General features: G+C 60.0%; 11 protein-coding genes. 1 reads left to right on the top strand and 10 read right to left on the bottom strand.

What is annotated here, in order from left to right; translation table 11 throughout:
• Positions 1-3 precede the first annotated feature (3 nt).
• Complete coding sequence (locus tag KGB03_RS00935; protein ID WP_111449962.1) at positions 4-228, top strand: YgdI/YgdR family lipoprotein; 225 nt, start codon at positions 4-6, stop codon at positions 226-228.
• A 119-nt stretch (positions 229-347) separates the two neighbouring features.
• On the opposite strand, the gene KGB03_RS00930 is transcribed toward KGB03_RS00935, so the two are convergent.
• From KGB03_RS00930 to KGB03_RS00885, 10 genes are all read right to left on the bottom strand, one after another.
• On the bottom strand, positions 348-2,201 hold the full coding sequence (locus tag KGB03_RS00930) for a polyurethanase (protein WP_223525902.1): 1,854 nt from the start codon (positions 2,199-2,201) through the stop codon (positions 348-350).
• Between the two features lie 95 nt (positions 2,202-2,296).
• Positions 2,297-3,985: a polyurethanase gene (locus KGB03_RS00925; protein WP_218535041.1), complete on the bottom strand. Its 1,689-nt coding sequence runs from the start codon at positions 3,983-3,985 to the stop codon at positions 2,297-2,299.
• Between the two features lie 23 nt (positions 3,986-4,008).
• On the bottom strand, positions 4,009-7,056 hold the full coding sequence (locus tag KGB03_RS00920) for an autotransporter serine protease (RefSeq protein ID WP_223525901.1): 3,048 nt from the start codon (positions 7,054-7,056) through the stop codon (positions 4,009-4,011).
• A gap of 224 nt (positions 7,057-7,280) precedes the next feature.
• Positions 7,281-10,238, bottom strand: coding sequence for an autotransporter serine protease (locus KGB03_RS00915; protein WP_223525900.1), 2,958 nt, complete (start codon positions 10,236-10,238; stop codon positions 7,281-7,283).
• 36 nt (positions 10,239-10,274) lie between these two features.
• Complete coding sequence (locus KGB03_RS00910; RefSeq protein ID WP_223525899.1) at positions 10,275-11,639, bottom strand: TolC family outer membrane protein; 1,365 nt, start codon at positions 11,637-11,639, stop codon at positions 10,275-10,277.
• Positions 11,640-11,641: 2 nt separating this feature from the next.
• Positions 11,642-12,976 carry an HlyD family type I secretion periplasmic adaptor subunit gene (locus tag KGB03_RS00905; RefSeq protein ID WP_223525898.1) on the bottom strand — a complete coding sequence of 445 codons (1,335 nt, stop codon included), beginning with the start codon at positions 12,974-12,976 and terminating at the stop codon, positions 11,642-11,644.
• The gene (locus KGB03_RS00900; RefSeq protein ID WP_223525897.1) at positions 12,973-14,748 is read right to left on the bottom strand and encodes a type I secretion system permease/ATPase; all 1,776 of its coding nucleotides are present in this window, start codon (positions 14,746-14,748) and stop codon (positions 12,973-12,975) included. Before KGB03_RS00900 ends, KGB03_RS00905 begins: the two co-directional genes overlap by 4 nt.
• A 188-nt stretch (positions 14,749-14,936) precedes the next feature.
• Positions 14,937-15,362, bottom strand: a complete 426-nt coding sequence (locus KGB03_RS00895) for an AprI/Inh family metalloprotease inhibitor (RefSeq protein ID WP_111449969.1) — start codon at positions 15,360-15,362, stop codon at positions 14,937-14,939.
• Between the two features lie 67 nt (positions 15,363-15,429).
• A complete protein-coding gene (locus tag KGB03_RS00890; protein WP_223525896.1) occupies positions 15,430-16,887 on the bottom strand; it encodes a serralysin family metalloprotease in 1,458 nt (485 codons plus the stop codon).
• Between the two features lie 421 nt (positions 16,888-17,308).
• Positions 17,309-17,758, bottom strand: a complete 450-nt coding sequence (locus KGB03_RS00885) for a hypothetical protein (protein ID WP_223525895.1) — start codon at positions 17,756-17,758, stop codon at positions 17,309-17,311.
• Positions 17,759-17,906 lie beyond the last annotated feature (148 nt).

Here is a 17,906-nt window from a genome sequence, read left to right as displayed (position 1 = left end):
GTTATGAATATCAAGACTCTGGGTTTGCCCTTGGCGGTAGCGGCCTTTCTGGCCCTGGCCGGTTGCTCGACGCCAACAGTTGTGACGCTGCAGAACGGCACCCAGTATTTGACCAAGGACATGCCGAAAACCAAGACCAAGGACGGTTTCTTCGAGTTCGAAGATATTTCCGGGGCGAAAGTGAAGGTCAAGGCCGATGATGTGAGCACGATTCGTCAGGAAGACTGAAGACCGAGTCATCGTTCTTCGCGAGCAAGCCCGCTCCCACATTGGATCTGTGGCGTTCACAAATCCCCTGTGGGAGCGGGCTTGCTCGCGAAGAGGCCCTTACAGGCAGTAAATCACCCTCAGGCGATAACAATCCCTCCACTGGACAAGCTATCCAGCCCAACCCCAACCAACGTCACCGAATCCCCCCCAAACGTCAGCACCGTGTCGTGCCCCACCGCCGTGGCATGCGCCCGATAGTCATCGTTCGGCGTCACACCCTGAACCCCGACAAACACCAGTTTGTCGCTGGCCTGGTAGCCAACCACCCGGTCCTGACCAAACGCGCCGCTAAACAGGAACGTATCGATTCCGCCTCCTGACTCCAACACGTCATTGCCCGCACCGCCGACAAACACGTCGTTACCGTTGCCGCCGAGCAAATGATCGTTGCCGTCCAGCCCGAACAACCAATCACCACCGGCATGAGCCGTGAGCGTATCGGTGCCGGCCCCGCCCTTCACCGTTGACGCGTACTGAGTCAGGTTGGTGCCCGCCTTAAGGCCGTCGGCTGTGACGCTGTGGATCACGTCATCCTTGAACAGCCCCCACAGAAACCCCGGCTCCTGGGTCACAATGCTGCCGATATCGCGGGTCATGCTGATGCCGCCATTGGCGTCGCGGATGTACAGGTTGCCCGCGCCGTCGTTGGCGAAGTCGAGATTTTTCACCGACTGCTGCACGTCCAGCACATTGTTGCCCTTGCCGCCCAACAGGATGTTGTAGCCGCCACCGTCGCGGAAGGTGTCGTTGCCATCGCGGCCTTCCAGATAGTCGTTGCCCCGGCCACCCTGGATCAGATCGTTGCCGTCACTGCCGATGATGAAGGTGCTGCCCTTGTGGGTTTCAGCGTTGCGATTCAGATCCTGAACCCACGTGTTGGTACGCGCCGGGTCCGACAGATTGGCAACGATGATCGTCGAGTCTTTGCTGGTCAGGTCGTAGAACTTCGACTCGATCACCCGGTTCATGCCGTCGCCATAGGCGGTGGGCAAGTGCGAGATCCAGGTCGGGATGTTGAGGATGGAAAATGGCAGCACATTCCACGCGGTCGAAGCGTAGTGGTCATTGAAGCTGACGATGTTATCGGTCGCCGAGACCTTGGCGGCATCGTGAACGCCCACCGACGACAGGTTAAAGGATGAACCGTCGAGGGCGCGGTACACCGGGTCGTTCTCGTAACCGACGTTCAGCACTTTATCGGTGCTGCTTTGGGTCGGCGAGGCGTAGGCGATGTAGTTGGAGTCCTGGTAGAACCCGGCCCACTTGTCGTTGCTCAAATCCGCCAGGCTGTTGACCGCCAGCCCGCCGAGGCTGTGACCGCTGACCAGCACGTCCTTGCCCGACAGACCATTGGCCCGGGCAAAGGCCGCCACATCGTCGAGCAGATTACCGAAGGCTTCGCCGACGTAGTTTTTCGCATAATCCTTTGGCCCCAACGCCGCCAGCAGATCATTGATCACATCGCCGATGGAGTCGCTGATCTGGCTTTCTCGTGGGCCGCTGGTGCCGCGAAAAGCGATACCGATTTCGCTGAGATGACCCTGCGCGTCGTACTTGCCGAGGATCTCCACCTGAGCGCTGGTGTACCCGGCCTTTTCTCCGAAGAACGTTCCCCGTGCATCGACCTTGCCGGCATAGCCCAGTTGCGTGGCGGTGATCGGCGTCCAGCCGGCTTTCTGCACCGCGTCCAGTGCGGCTTTTTCCGAGTCGGGGTTCCAGGGGATTCCGGGAATGACGCCCTGGGAGTCGGTGCCACCGATCAGTGCGGTCACCAGTGTCGCCGGCAAGCCAAGGCCGAAGCCGTTGTGCTGATAGCCAGTGGCAAAGCCGTTATCCAGGTTGTGGTAGGAATACAGCGTGATTGCCATCGCGTCGGTAAATAACGCTTTGGAATCAGCTGTACCGAAATTTTTGTAGTCGTACACACCCATTGGTATTGCCTCTCTCTTTGTTGGAATTGTTAGAGATAGCTCACAACCAGGACGCCCGATCACGAGGCGCCCCGGAGCATTTAGTGCATGCAGCCTCAGGCAAACGTAATGCCTGAAGCCGACAGGTTATCCAGTCCCACCCCCACCAGCGTCACGGCAAAGTCGCCAATTTTCAGCACCGTGTCCTGGCCCGACTGCGAAGCGTGTTGTTTGTAGTCATAGCCCTGCCCTGCGCCCTGAACGCCCATGAACAGCAGTTTGTCGCTGCCCTGGTAGCCATTGATCGCGTCGAAACCGAAAGCGCCGCTGAACAGGAACGTGTTGTTGCCACCCGAGGCCTGCATCACGTCATTGCCCGCGCCACCGACAAAGGTCACGTGGCTTTTATCGCTGCGCAGCAGGTCGTCGCCGGCATTGCCGAACAACCAGTCGCCATCGACGCTGGCCGCCAGCGTGTTGCCGTAGGCATCACCGTTAAGCGAGTGGTTGTACTGGGTCAGCCCACTGCCGTTGAGCAATCCGTTGGCGGTGACGCTGTAAGTCACCTCCTTGCTCCCCCACCATGAGCCCGACTCTTTACTGACCAGCGCGCCGATGTCGCGGGTCATGCTGATGCCGCCATAGGCATCACGCACGTACAGCGTGCCGTCGCCGTCATTGGCAACGCTGAAGTTCTGCAACGGCTTCTGCAATTCGAAGGTGTTGCTGCCCTTGCCGCCCAGCAGGAGGTTGTAGCCACCGTCATCGCGGAACCGGTCATTGCCGTCGCGGCCTTCGATGAAGTCATTGCCGGCGCCGCCCTTGAGCAGGTCGTTGCTGTCAGTGCCGATAATGAAGGTGCTGCCGGTGTGAGGTTCGCCGCTGCGACCAAGGTCCTCGACCCAGGTCTTGCCCCGGGACGCTTCTGCCAGGTTGGACACGATCAGCGTCGAGTCCTTGTCGGTGAGGTCGTAGAAACGCGAGTCGATTACCCGGTTCAACCCGTCGGCATAACCCAACGAACCGTGAGCCGACCAGTTCAGCGGGTTGAGGATGCTGAACGGCACCAGGTTCTGTGAGGTGGACGCGTACTGGTCATTGAAGTTGACGATGTTGTTGGTCGCCGAGTCCTGGTGTCCGTCGTGCTTGCCCAGGGAACCGCTGCTGAACGTGGTGCCGTCGAGTACCCGAAATACCGGATCGTTCTCGTAGCCGATGTTCAGCACGTTGTTGCCGGTAGCGCTCTGGGTCGGCGAGGCGAAGGCAACGTAGTTGGCCTCCTTGAAGAAACCGCCCCAGTTGTTGCCACTCAGTTCGGCGAGGCTGTTGACGCCCAGCCCGCCCAGGCTATGGCCGCTGACCATGACGTCCTTGGCGTTCAGACCATGGGAAATCGCAAACTCGGCAACGTCCTTGAGCAAGTTGTCGAAGGCATTCTTCGCGTAGTTCGTCGCGTAATCCACCGGGCCGACGGCGGCCAGCAGGTTGTTTTTCATGTCGCCGAAAGTGTCGCTGTAACCCAGGCCGCCGGTACCACGAAAGGCAATGCCGATACCGATCAGTTTGCCCGCCGCATCGTACTTGCCGAGCACTTCGGCTTCGGCGCTGGTGAAGCCGTCCTTCTCGCCATAGAAGGTGCCTTGTGCGCCGACCTTGCCTTGATAACCCAGCTGCGTGGCGCCAATCGGCGCCCAACCGGTCGCCGGCAGCGGCTGACCGGTTGGCGTGTACGCATATAGCGTCAGCGCGATGGCATCGGAGTACAACGCCTTGCCGTCAGCCTTTTTGTAATCAAACAGTCCCATAGGTTTGCTTCCTTTGCGTTAAATCAGAACTGCCAGTCGAGCGTCAGACCCACACCGTGGTCTTTCTCGTTAGAACCAAGCAGTCCGTTGTAATCCAGGCTCAAACGAACGTCCTGCGCCACCGCCAGACCGGCACGCGCCCCCACAACGGCGGCGTTGCGATCCAGGGAAACGCTCTGCACGCTGAACGCGGTGTTGCCGTTGGCGAAGGCCAGATGATCTTCGGAACGGGTGTTGCTCAGGTTGTGCTGCCAGCCCAGCGTGCCGGACAGTTCCAGCTGCTGTTTGTCCGACAGGGCAATCGCTTTGCTCGCCCGCAGGCCGAGGGTCGAGAGCACGGCGTCGCGGTTGTCTTCGCCGCCCTTGAGCGCCGCGGCATCACCTTTCTCGGTAAAGCTGTCGCTGTTGAGGTGCACGTAAGCCAGGTTGGCGAACGGTTCCAGCGCCAGCGGTTGCAGGTCCAGGCGATACGCCGCTTCGGTAAACAGTTGAGCGGTTGTCGCATCGCGTTTGGATTTCTGTTTGCCGCTGACGTCGCCCAATTGCAGGTCACGCTTCACGTCGATGCGGTGCCAGCTGTAAGCACCGCCAACGCTCAGACGCAGCGCATCGATTTCATGGCCCAGATAGGTGCCCAAGTGGTAGCTGTCGACGGAGGCTGACGAATGCGTGCCATCGCCCATGCTCAACGAACTGTCGCTGTAACCGGTCACGAAACCCAGTCGCGTATGTTCAGTGATCAGACCGTCGACACCGGCCAGCAAGCCGCCGATGGAGCTGTTGGAACTGGCGTTGTCATGCCCGCCATCGCTCTTGCCCCAGGCGCCAAGCACTTTGACCCAGGCGTTGCTACGGTCATCGGTGGGTGCCGCGGCATTAAACAGATCACGCTCGCGCAGGCGTTCGCCGACGGCATCGCGCAGGTAACGGCTGTCGTTGATCAGCAGCGTGCCGATCGCCGGGTGAATCTCACCTGACAGTTGCTGGAAGGCTTGTTGCGCGACGGCGGCGGTCGGCGAAAGCAGCAAGGTTTCATAGAGCGGATTGCCAGCGCCCAGTTGCTCGGCGGCCGCGGCGACGGCGCGTTGATTCGGGGTTTGGCCGATGCTGGCGAAGGACGCTGCGTTGCGCTCTACCGCCAGCTGGATGCCATTGGCCGAATAGTCGAGTGTGCCGCCGATGAACAGATAATCCGGGAGCACGGCGCCGAAACGCCCTTCGATCCCGCCGGCCGCTTGCAGAATGTTGTACTGATGGCCGAGCAGGGATTTCACTTCGCGGGTGGTCAACAAGGTCGGGCTGTTTTCCAGGGACAGGCTGACGGTAGCACCGTCGATCACGGCTTTACCGCCCGCCACGATCTGATCGCTGCTGGTCGGCGATAACTCCACGGCATAGGTCGAGCCAGGTTCGAAGGTCACGTCGCCCGCCACTTGCAAGGTGCCGATGGAGTTGCCTGGCGCTACGGTGCCGCCGCGTTTCGCGGTCAAAGCGCCGATGTGGCCATTACCGCCGAGGACCCCGCTGTCGTTGACGGTGACCGCCGAGAGCAGCGAGCCGTTGATTGCCAATCGGCCCTGATTGACCAGCGTCGGACCGGTGTAGGTGTTGGCGCCAGTCATGACCAGCGTGCCGATGCCTTGCTTGGTCAGGCCACCATGGCCGGAAATGTCGTTGCGCCACGTGTCGAGGCCGCAGTGCACGTCATTGCACATGCGTTCGGTCGGTTTGCCTGCGTCGATGATTGCGCCGATGCCTGGCAAATCCGCGACAAACTGGCTCGAACCGTAGGCACCCTGGATGCGGAACTCCTCGGGAATGTCTTGCTCGGTGACAAACATAGCCGGGCCATCGATGCCTTTGCGCAGGTTGATCATGCCCCAGCCGTACAGCGAATCGACACCTGGCGCACCGAGGTCGGTGGCCGTGGTGCGCAACACGCTGGCGACCTGGGCACCGGTCATGTACGGGAAGCGCTCCATCAGCACAGCCATGGAACCGGCGACGTGCGGCGCCGCCATCGAGGTGCCGTTGTAGTTGGCGTAGCCGGTGATCAGGTTGTCGGCGTTGGTACCGCTGATGATCGAGCTGTAGATCTTGCTGCCCGGTGCGGACACGCAAAAGCTGGCGGTGTAGCCGCAGCGTGATGAGAAGGTGCTGATGTTGTAGGGGTTCGGGCTATTGAGGTCCGGGTTTTTCTGCATCGCCGCCACGGTCACCCAGTTCGGCGCGATGTCCGGGACGAAATAGCCTAGGCCTGCAATGGCGTCCGGGTTGTTGAGGTTGTAGTCGTTGCCGGCCGCGAAGATCGTCACGATACCGCTGCGGGCCGCCGCGATGGCCCCATCGTAGGCTCCGCCCGGTTTGGTCCCGAGCAACGGACGGATCTCGTTGAACTGCAATTGCGCGTCCTGCACGGTGAAATGCGGGTAGGCGGGGTTGCGTCCGCCGAGGTCGAAGCGATCGGTGATGCCGATGCCCCAACTGTTATTGATGATCCGCGCGCCGCTGGCGATCAAGGCATCCCAACCGGCCTTGTAGACCGCACCGTCGTTGCCGCGAATGATGCCGTCTTCCGGGCCCGGATCTCCGTTGTCCGCACTGATGATTTGCGCGCCAAACGCCACGCCATGCATCGGGCCGCCATCGCGACTGCCGGCAGCGATACCGGCAACGTGGGTGCCGTGGGCACCATACTCGCCGTCGGAATCGATCGTGGGCGAACCGTCATAACGAAACGCATCGCCGGCTTTGACCGGGATGTACGGGTCGGTGTATTCGCGGATGCCGCTGGTGACCAGGTTGATCACTTTGTTCGGGCCGGAGAATTCCGGATGCGCGGCGTAGACCGGTTGGTCGAAGATCCCCAGCTTCACGCCTTTGCCGGTGTAACCGGCGGCATAGGCCGTTTGTGCGTTGACCGCTCCCAGGCCCCAATCAGCGTTGAATTCAGTGCTGCGCCAGCTGTTGGGATCGCCTGCTCTACCGTTTTCCACGTAAGGCGCCGCTTGCGCGGTACCGAGGGTGGCCAATGCGCAGAGCAAGGCAAGGTTGTTGTGCTTGTTATTCATCCAGCTACCGTCCTTAGTTGTGTTGCCAAAATCCTGGTGGCTATAGGGCTTGCCCCAGTTCCTGTCAGTTGAAGTGCGAGACCTGTGGGAGCGGGCTTGCTCGCGAAAGCGGTGTGTCAGGCGACATCAATGTTGACTGTGCCGCCGTCTTCGCGAGCAAGCCCGCTCCCACAAGGGATCTCGCTTAACCGACAACCCCCTTCTCACAATTGGTGTTCACAGGGTTAAAACTGCCAATTGAGGCTGAAGCCTACGCCATGGCTTTTCTCGCGGCTGGCCAGTTGGCCGGTGTAATCGAGGTTCAAGCGGATGTCCCGGCTCAGGGCCAGGCTGGCATGGGCGCCCACCAGCGCCGCATCACGCACCATGGGCGAACTCTCCACGGAAAACGCTGTGCTGCCGCCGGCAAACGCCAGGTGCTCTTCGGAATCGGTACGGCTCAGGTTGTGCTGCCAGCCGAGGCTGCCGCTCAAGTCCAGTTTCTGCTGGCCGGACAGGTTCACGGTTTTCAATGCGCGCACGCCCAACGTGCTGAGCACGGCGTCACGCGTGTCGCCACTGCTTTTAAGTGCGGCGGCGTCACCTTTCTCGGTGAAACCTTCGGTGTCGAGGTGCACGTAAGCCAGGTTCGCGAAGGGTTCGAGCGCCAGCGGTTGCAGGTTCAGGCGATACGCCGCTTCACCGAACACTTGGGTGGTCCCGGCATCGACCTTGGCTTTCTGCTTGGCGCTGACGTCGCCGTATTGCAGGTCACGTTTGACGTCGGCCCGATGCCAGCTGTAGGCACCGCCGGCACTCAGGCGCCAGGCACCCGACTCGCGACCGGCATAAGCCCCCAGGTGATAGCTGTCGACCTTGGCCGATGAGTGAGTGCCGGAGCCCATGTTCACCGAGCTGTCGCTATAGCCGGTGACCAGGCCGATCCGGGTTTGCTCATCGAGCGCCCCATCGACCCCGGCGAGCAAGCCGCCAATCGAAGTGGTGTAACCGGCGGTGTCATGGCGCTCATCGGTCTTGCCCCAGGCGCCCAGCGCTTTGATCCAGCCATTGCTTTGAGTGCCTTGGGCGTCAATCAGCCGCTCGCCAATCGCATCACGCAGGTAGCGGCTGTCGTTGATCAGTACCGAACCCAGCGCCGGATAGATTTCCCCCGACAACTGCTGAAACGACTGTTGGGCGGACATCGCGGTGGGCGACAGCAGCAGGCTTTCGTAAACCGGATTGCCCGCCCCAAGCCCTTCAGCGGCGGAGGCTACGGCGCGCTGGTTGGGCGTTTGGCCGACACTGGTGAAGGTCGTGTCGTTGCGCTCGACACTCAGTTGAACACCCGTGGCGGCGTAATCGAGGCTGCCGCCGATGAACAGGTAGTTGGGCAGCACCGCGCCGAACTGACCTTGAACGCCGCCGGCCGCTTGCAGGATGTTGTACTGATGACCGAGCAGGCTTTGCACTTGTTGAGTGCTGAGCAAGGTCAGACTGTTTTCCAGTGACAGGCTGACGGTCGCGCCACTGACCGTGGCCGTGCCGCCCGCGACGATCCGGTCGCTATCGGTCGGCGATAGCTCCACCGCATAGGTCGAACCCGGCGCAAACGTGACGTCGCCGCTGACCTGCAAGGTGCCAATGGAATTGCCGGGGGCAACCGTAGCGCCGCGGTTGGCGGTCAGTGCACCGATGCGTCCCGATCCGCCCAGCGTGCCGCTGTCATTGACGGTCACTTGCGATGCCAGCGAACCGTTGACTGACAGCAGACCGCCATTCACCGTGGTCGGCCCGCGATAAGTGCTGTTGCCGGTCAGCATCAGGCGTCCGGCACCGGACTTGATCAGGCTGCCTTCGTAGACCCGAGTGGCGGCGGCGAGATCCCGGGCCGTGCCCACCGCATAGTCGGTCCGATCCTGCTGGCTGGCACCGACCGGTACACCGTTCTCCCAACCTTTGGTTTTCAGTGTCTGTTGCCAGGCACTGTGTTCCGCCGCGTCTTCGCTCTGGCGCTGAATCAGCGCCTTGTCGGTGATGTCATTGCTCCAGACATCGTTCTGCCCTGCCCCCAGATTGGCGTCGAAACGCCCGAGCAATTGCCCCGGCCCGTGCATCGCCCGTTCGAGGTTAGCCACGCCCCAGCCGACGCGGGTATTCGGCGCCTCGGTGATCGAACCGTCGAGTTGGGTGGCGGTGGTCAGCAGGGTTTCCAGCGCCTGCTGGTTGTTCATGTACGGATAGCGTTCCATCACCAGCGCCAAGGCACCGGTGGCATGCGGCGCGGACATGGAAGTGCCGGACTTGATCGCATAGCCTGCGCCGGGAATGGTGCTGTCGATCTTCGCGCCGGGCGTGGTGATGCACCAATACTTGGCGATCCCGCACTGGTTGTATTTTTGTTGGTTGCTTTGATCCAGCCCCGACACCGCCAGCCAGTGGCCTTCCAGGTCCGGCTCAAAATACGGCAAGGCTGAACGCACGCTGGCGTTGGGGTAACCGCTGTTACCGGCGCTGAACACGTTGATCACGCCGCGCCGGGAAACGCCTGCGGCCTCGTCGATCCAGGTGCCTTTGTTCCAGTGCTGGGCGTAGGCCGCCTGCAGATCGTCGAGGGTCCGATAGCTGACATCCGGTGGCTGGCTGCCCCAGCTGTTGTTGATCGCTCGCACACCGGCATCCGCCAACGCGTTATAGACCGCTTTGAAGTAGCGTGGATCAGGGTTGGGGCCGAACAGGAAGCTGTCGTTCTTGTTGGTGTTGCCAACATAGACCTGCGCGTTGTAGGCCACGCCGTGCATGCCGGTGCCGTCGCGCGAGGCACCGATAGTGCCGGCGACGTGCGTGCCATGGGAGTCGTTGTTGGCGTTGAGTGTGCCGTCGACATTGAACCGGGAGCCGTCAACGTAGCTGCCGCTGGCGGTCACCCCGTGGTAACGGTCGGTAGCGAATTCGGGATGGGCAGCATCGAAGCCTGAATCGAGCTCGCCGATTTTCACGCCTTTGCCCGTGATGCCGGCGGCGTAGGCTTGATCGGCTTGCATACGGGCGAGTCCCCAGTCGCGCTGGAACTCCGCCGTGCGCCAACTGGCGGCATCACCGGGTGTGCCGGTTTCCAGGTAAGCGGCTTGCACCGAGACCGGCATTGCTGACACCAGGAGTAATAGCGTGCCGACCGACATTGGCTTGATCTGTACGTCCATGTTCACTTCTCGCTTTTTTTGTTTTTTTTGGGGCATTTATTGCGTTCTCGGACCTTGGCCGAACGCCTCGTCAACCTTGGCCAAATCCTGCTCATTTAACGTCCCGGCGTAGTAATGCAGCTTGGTCCAGGCCATCAAGTAGTCGTAGCGTGCCTGTGCCAGATCGCGGCGGGTGGTAAATAGTTGTTGTTCTGCATTCAATGCATCGAGGTTGACGCGCTCACCGCCCAAAATGCTTTGCTTGGTCGAAACCACCAGCGCTTCGGCAGACGTCAGGGCTTTCTGATAAGCGCGCAACTTGTTCACGCCCGACAGGCAGGCGCTGAACTGGCGACGCAGTTCAATCAACGTTTGCCGGGTTTTGCCGTCCAGTTCGTACTCGGCCTGCTCCATGGTGCGGCTGGCCTGGCGAGTCGAGGCCGAGACCCCGCCGCCGGCGTACAACGGCACGCTGACTTCAATCCCGATGGTGTTGGTGTCGTAACGCTGGTTGTAGGTGTTGCCGCTTTCCGACTCGTTCTGGCGCATCGAGGCGTAGGCGCTGACTTTGGGCAGGTGCCCGGCGCGGTTGCGTTCGACTTCATAACGTGCGACTTCCACGGCATGGCGCTGCGAAGCCAGGTTCGGGTTGTTGGCCACGGCCATCTCATACCAGGTGTCGTAATTGGCCGGCTGCAGAGTGAAGGTCTGGAAGCTCTGATCCAGCGGCGCCAAATCCCCGATGTTGATCGCCGGCACGCCAATCAGCGCGCCCAGCTCTCGTAACGATGCGTCCTGCTCATCACGGGCTTCGATTTCCTCGGCCGTGGCCAGTTCATAGCGGGACTCGGCCTCAAGGATGTCGGTACGCGTGCCCTCGCCCTGCCGGAACATGTGTTCGTTCTGCTGGAACTGTTGCTCGAAAGCCTTTTTCTTGGCTTGCGCGATGTCGATCTGATCCTGAGCGAACAGCGCCTGGGTGTAATGCTCCAGTACCCGAACCAGCAATTCCTGGCTCTTGCCGCGAAAGGCTTCGTCGGCAAACAGCGATTGCGCCACGCCTTTGCGGTACGACGCGTAAGCCTCGTAGTCGAGCAGCGGTTGTTGCAGCGTCAGGGTCGAGCCGTAACTGCTGTAGTTGCGGTCATCGGTGCGGTTTTGCCCGCGCTCATTGAGGGCGGTGGCCTTGGAGGAGTTGCGCCCCTTGTTGTAGTTGTAACCGATCCTGGGCAACAGTCCGGCGCGGCCAATGACGCGGTTTTCAAGGCCGGCATCGCGTTCCTTGATGGCGCCGAGAAACACCGGATCATTGCGCAATGCTTGTTCGTAGATGTCGAACGGTCCCATCGCCAGCACACTGTTGCAGGTCAGCAACGCCAGGGTCGCTGCGAGCATGGAAAGCTTATTCATACAGCGGAACATCCTTATTCCTCAGTCAACGCGGAACCTGCCCGGTCGAGCAGCGGTTTGAACAAATAGTTGAGGAGTGAACGTTCACCGGTGCGCACGAACATTTCCGCCGGCATGCCAGGCTTGATCACCAGACCGTTGAGTTTTTCCATGGCCTGATCGCTGACGCTGCTGCGCAGGACGTAATACGGCGCACCGGTTTTCTCGTCGATCATCTGGTCGGCGGAGATCAGGCTGACTTCGCCGGGCACCCGTGGCGTGCGGCTCTGGTTGAACGCGGTGAACAAGATGTCCACCGGCAAGTGCGTGCCGACCTTGTCGACCAGGTTGACCGGCAGGTGCCCTTCCACCTCCAGGCTTGTCCCCTGAGGCACGATCTCCAGCAGGGTTTCGCCCTGACGCACCACCGCGCCGACGGTGTGAACACCGAGGTTGACCGCAATGCCATCGGCGGTGGCGATGATCTCGCTGTGTTGCAGATCGAACCCGGCGGAAGTCAGTTGCTCTTCCAGCGTCACGCTTTTCAATTGCGCATCGGCCAGTTGGGTGCGGACCTCTTTCTGGTATTCCTCGACGTGCTGTTGCAGTTTCAGCCGCGATTCGAGGATGCCCTGCTCCACGCGGCCGCTGTCGCCGCTGTTTTCCGCCAATTGTTGCTGAACCTGTGACAGCTGACGCTGGTACTCCATCAACCGATTGCGCGGGATATAGCCGTTATCCGCCAGGGGCTGAAGGTTGCTCAGCTGTTGTTGCAGAGAACTGGCCTGGGCAGTCAAGTCCGTGCGGGCGCGGCGCATGCCGGCCAGTTGCGCACTGGCGCCTTCGATACTGGCGCGCAAGGCAGCCTGTTCGCGGGAAAACGCTTCACGGCGGCTGCTGAACAACTGCCGTTGACCTTCCAGCACCAAGGCCAGGCGCGGGTCAGGATTGTTGCTCAGTTCAGCGGGGAAACTCACCTGTTTGAGGTTGTCCCGTTCACTCTGCCACCGCGCCAGACTGGCCCAGGCCATGCGGTATTGCGCTTGCAGCGATTGCACGTCAGCCGCGACTTGGGTCTGGTCGAGCTGGAACAATGGCTGGCCCTGCATCACCACTTGACCCTCGCGCACCAGAATCTGGCTGACCACGCCACTGCTCATCGATTGCACGGCTTTGCGCTTGCCCGACACCACGACCGTGCCTTGCACGGGAATGCCTTGGTCAAGCGGCGCAAGACTGGCCCAGGTGAAGAAACTGCCGGCGCCGACGATCGCCAGAATCCAGCCCATTCGGACGAAGAAACGCGCGTCGCGCTCAGGGCGTTCTGCGATGTAGTCGTGTTCCATGGTGGCTTCGCTGATGTTGCTCATACGCCCGAATTCCTTGTCGAGGGCTGATACTGCCGGCTCATGCTGAGCCCGCCCGGTGCTTGCGCGGTTTTCTCCCGCTGCTGCTCCTGATTGGCCGCGAGTGCCTTGAGCACGTCCTGGCTTGCACCGAAGGCTTGCAGGCGCCCTTCGTTGAGCACCAGCAGCTTGTCGGCCTGGGCCAGTGCCGAGGAGCGATGGGTCACCAGAATCACGCTGGTGCCTTGGGCTTTCATTTGCGCAATGGCGCTGGCCAATGCGGCTTCGCCCACGGTGTCGAGGTTGGAATTGGGTTCGTCCAGCACCACCAGGCGCGGGTTGCCGTACAACGCCCGCGCCAGTGCCACACGCTGCTTCTGCCCCCCGGACAAACCGCTGCCGTCCTCGCCGAGCACGGTGTCGTAGCCTTGCGGCATGCGCAGAATCAGTTCGTGAACGCCGGCCTGCTGCGCGGCTTCAACGATTTTTTGCGGGTCCGCCTCGCTGAACCGGGCGATGTTTTCGGCGATGCTGCCGCTGAACAGCTCGATGTCTTGCGGCAGATAACCGATGTAGGGACCCAGATCGTCGCGGTTCCAGCGATGAATGTCCGCGCCGTCGAGCCGCACCGTCCCGCCCAGCGTCGGCCAGACGCCGACCAGCACCCGGGCCAATGTCGATTTGCCAGAACCGGAGGCCCCGAGCACGCCGAGCACTTCCCCGGCACCGAGGCTGAAATTGACCAAATGCAGCGTGGCGCCCCGTTGCCCCGGCGGCGCGGCACTGACCTGTTCGAAGCTGATCTGCCCCTTCGGCGCCGGCAGCGCCATGGCTTCGTCACTCGGTGGAAAGGCTTGCAGCAACGAATCAAGACGACGGTAAGCGAGCTTGGCGCCGCTCCACTGCTTCCACACGGCGATCAACTGATCGATGGGGCTCAGGACGCGACCCATCAGAATGGAACCGGCGATCATCATCCCGGCCGTCATATCCCCCTTGATCACCAGCAATGCCCCCAGCCCCAGCACCAACGATTGCAGGCACAGGCGCAGGGTTTTGCTCAGGGAGCTGATGACGGCACCGGTGTCGCTGGCCTGGTTCTGCAAGCCGAGGAAACGTGAATGGACCTGGAACCAGCGTGTACGCAACGCCCCGAGCATACCCATGGCCTGAATGGTTTCGGCGTTGTGCAGGTGACTGGTGGCCAGTTGGCTGGATTTCTGGGAAAACCCTGCGGCTTCGCCCAAGGGCTTTTTGGTCATTGTCTCGTTGAGGCAAGCCAGGCCGATCAACAGCACCGTGCCCACCGTCGCAAACACGCCAAGCCAGACATTGAACAGGTAGATCACGAACAGATAGACCGGAAACCACGGCGCATCGAAGAAGGCAAACAGCGCAGGCCCCGTGACGAATTGGCGAATTTGCGTCAGGTCCCCCAAGGCTTGCCCGGCGTTGCCCTCGCCCCGAAACAGGTTGCGCTCGAATGCGGCCTGATAAACCCGCAGGTTGAAGCGGCGCTCCAGTTGGCTGCCGATGCGGATCACGATGAAGCTGCGCACGATCTCAAGCAAACCGATGAAGGCAAAGAACCCGACCACCATCAACGACAGCATCGCCAGGGTGGTTTCATTTTGCGACGACAGCACGCGGTCGTAGACCTGAAGCATGTAAATCGACGGGACCAGCATCAGCACGTTAATTAACGCGGTAAAACTACCGACGCTGACCAGGATGCTCTTGTAGTCGCCCAGCGCTTTGAATAAAGGTGCGGTGGCCGGGCTCTTTGCCATCTTCATGGGTTATTCCTGAGGTGTTATTCCACGCCCTTTTCTGGCGAAGTTTCCATTAACTGTCCGCGCAGGGGCGGATATAGGCCTTGCGATAGCGCTTACAAACTAATAACAACTTTTCGTGGGCGACAGAGCGCTTCCACTAGTTGTGTTGTGCTTATGCCCGCAATGACTAGCGCTCTATTCGAATTGTGTTATTGCACCTGGCGCACAAGTGTTATGACCAGATCGGATTTCAATGTGGCTTTATACGATCCGTCGCGTTGGCGGCTGAGAAATAGAATCTTCGAACCTTCTTTGCCGGTGATCGCCAGGCCATCCGGCTCAGGGAACCAGCCAATCGCAGATTCACCATCCAGCCAGGCGCTGAGACAATCGGCGCCCTCGCCCAGTGTCTGTTTCGGTTGAAAGTCGATGACACAGACGTTGGACGGTTTGTCCTGCAACGCCTGGGACTCTGGCGAGTCATCTTTGGCGATCAGGGTCGCCTGCCATTTGCCGGCCAGTTCCGAGGGGTCTGCTAATTTCAGGCTGCTCGCCATGGCTACATCTCCAAAAATCATCATGAACGTCGCCAATAGCCACGCGGTTGTTCTGCAGGTGAAGCGGTTATGGATCATAAGGCGCGTTACTCCAATCAAGGGGCAGAGAGCAGCGCGTCTGCGCCGCTCTCCTTTTCACCTCACATCACGCAGCGATGTCGGAGTAAGCCGCCTGGCCCACGGTGCTGACCAGGAAATCAGCCACCCCATGCCCGGAGAAGTCCACTGACAACAGGCTATTGCCGCCCGAAGAGGTCAACACCGCATCGCCTGCCGCACCGGTGAACGCGTTCACGAAATGCAGGCCAGCGCCGTTGGTGATGCCGGTCAGGTCGATCTTGTCCAGGCCGCTGACAAAATCGAGGATCTGATCGATAGCACCGGGTTTGGAATCGCTGCTGGCGGCGAACACGAAGGTGTCCGAACCGGCGCCACCCCACAGCTTGTCTGCGCCGCCCGCGCCGAAGAGGATGTCGTTGCCGGCACCGCCCTTCAGTTCGTTGGACACGCTGTTGCCGATCAGCAGGTCGCTGCCCGAACCGCCGATAGCGTTTTCGATGGTGACGCCCTTGGCGATGGACACGTTACCCACCATGCCGCCAACGTCGGAGAACGAGGCCTCATTGAGGTTGATCTTCTGGTTTTGGGTGAAACCGGAGAAGTCCAGGGTGTCCTTGCCGCCCGCATCCCATACCGAAAACACAACCTTGTCCGACGACGAAGTCGCGCTCAGGAAGTCGCGCCCGGCGTTGGCGTTGAAGCCGTAAGTGGTGTCACCGGTACGGGTGGTGGTGTTGGCGCCGTAGAGCTTTTGGATGGCCGCGATATCGTCCATCAGCGGACCGGACGAATAAGCTTCGACACCGCCCTTGCTGAAGTTCTGGCTGGTATTGCTTTCACTCCAGTAGCTCATGACGCTGTAACCGCGGGTGTCTTGCCCGTAGGACGCGTCGTTGTAGGTCGGAGCACCCTCGCCGGCGTTGTAGTCGCCAGGATGGGCAAGGCCCAGGGTGTGACCGATTTCGTGGGTCAGGGTTTGTCGGCCGTAATTGTTCAGGTCCGGCGTTTTGTTTGGCGTGTAGCTGCTGTTGGTCAGGTACCAGGAAGTACCGTCGTAACCTGCGCCCGTACCCGGCAGATAGGCGAAGGCCGCCGCGCCATCCTGGCCGCCGCTGTAGTTGCCGAAGGTCATGTGACCGTCGCCACCCGTGGCCTTGTCGGTGAACGTGACATTGGCCACGTCGGCCCAGGATTGCATGGCCAGCACGGCCTGGCCTTTCTGCTGAGCGCTGAACTGGCTGAACCCGGTAATCCCGTGCTTGTTCATGGTGCTCGACGACGCAGAGGTCAGGAACGTGTAGGTGAGTTCGATTTTGCCGCTGCCGTCCTTGTCCTGGTAGGCAGCACCATCGCGCAGCAACTGGGTCGCTGCCTGGTCGACGGAGAAGGAGGGTTTGCCATTGACCGTGAGGTTACCGCCCCGATCATACTGATGGCTGAAGCTATTGATCTGGTTGAACGCAGAACTGGATGCAGCCAATGCTTGCAGTGGCTGGAACGCCTGTGCGGCGGTATCAATAGCGTTGTCTTTTACTTTCGACATAAACACACTTCCTTGTTTAGCTATGGAACAGTTTTTTGTCAGACAGCAACGATCTCTGGCGAGATCGTCCTATCACTCGCCCAATGAAGGCGAAAGAAAACTGACACAATTTGAAATCAAACGTCTACATTTTTTTTGACGTCAAATTGAGTTGTTCCTGCAAGTACCCGGAAACAATGCCTGTGCTGTCGAAATATTGTTTGTTAGATGGCGATTTGCGCAAATTGTCTGACGATTTGTTATTTAATTATTAAATAGAGGTAAGTTTCTTTTTGTCGATGGAGTCTCACTTTTCTGAACTTATTAATATGGGTGCCATCGCATTGCCATCAATCAATTAAACGTTTGGTGAGTACTGCGTGTAACAAGGTCGCGGAAGGAATTACCGACCAGATAAATCCCGCCGCTCTCCACTGATAGATCAATCCTGAAGCTTTTTGCGTCCAGGCGGCACATCGATGCCTTCTATCGCATACACCACATTGACATCAACGTACCTGCCGTTCTTGGCTCTCGCGCGAAACGCCATGCGCCCGTTAATGCGAAGTGGTTCGCCAGTGTGCCTCTCAATCTCGATGAACCCCTTCTCTGCTTCAAAAACGGGACAAAAAGGTTGAATGATGTAGGATGCGCTTACTACCTCACGGCTGTTCACATCGTATGTGCCGCCAGGTAAGTCATTGTTATCAAGAGTAAAACTAATTGATTTGCCGGCCCCGGGCACCTCTCCTTGCTCCCCGTCAACCATTATTCCCCAAACATGGAGTTGGCCTTGCGGTTCTGCCCTACCCACGTGCGTAGCCAGATATTCGATCTCTTCGGCACCCTCTTCGGTGACCGTCCCCTTCATGACATCCGTTTGCGTAGACATAACAAATCCTCGATTAAAAATCAGTCCTCCCTGACGACCATCAGCCGTCAAAGCATTGAACCAATCGCACGAGAGCTTTGTGACTGTCATAAATGACAGTTAGTTATACTTTTTCGTGATATCAGGCAGCTCGGTTTCCATGAACGGA

Origin of the sequence: Pseudomonas sp. BF-B-26 (genome assembly GCF_019956495.1) — a bacterium.
Classification (GTDB): Bacteria; Pseudomonadota; Gammaproteobacteria; order Pseudomonadales; family Pseudomonadaceae; genus Aquipseudomonas.
The sequence above is the reverse complement of the archived record's forward strand: the minus strand, read 5'-3'. Positions and strand labels throughout refer to the sequence as shown.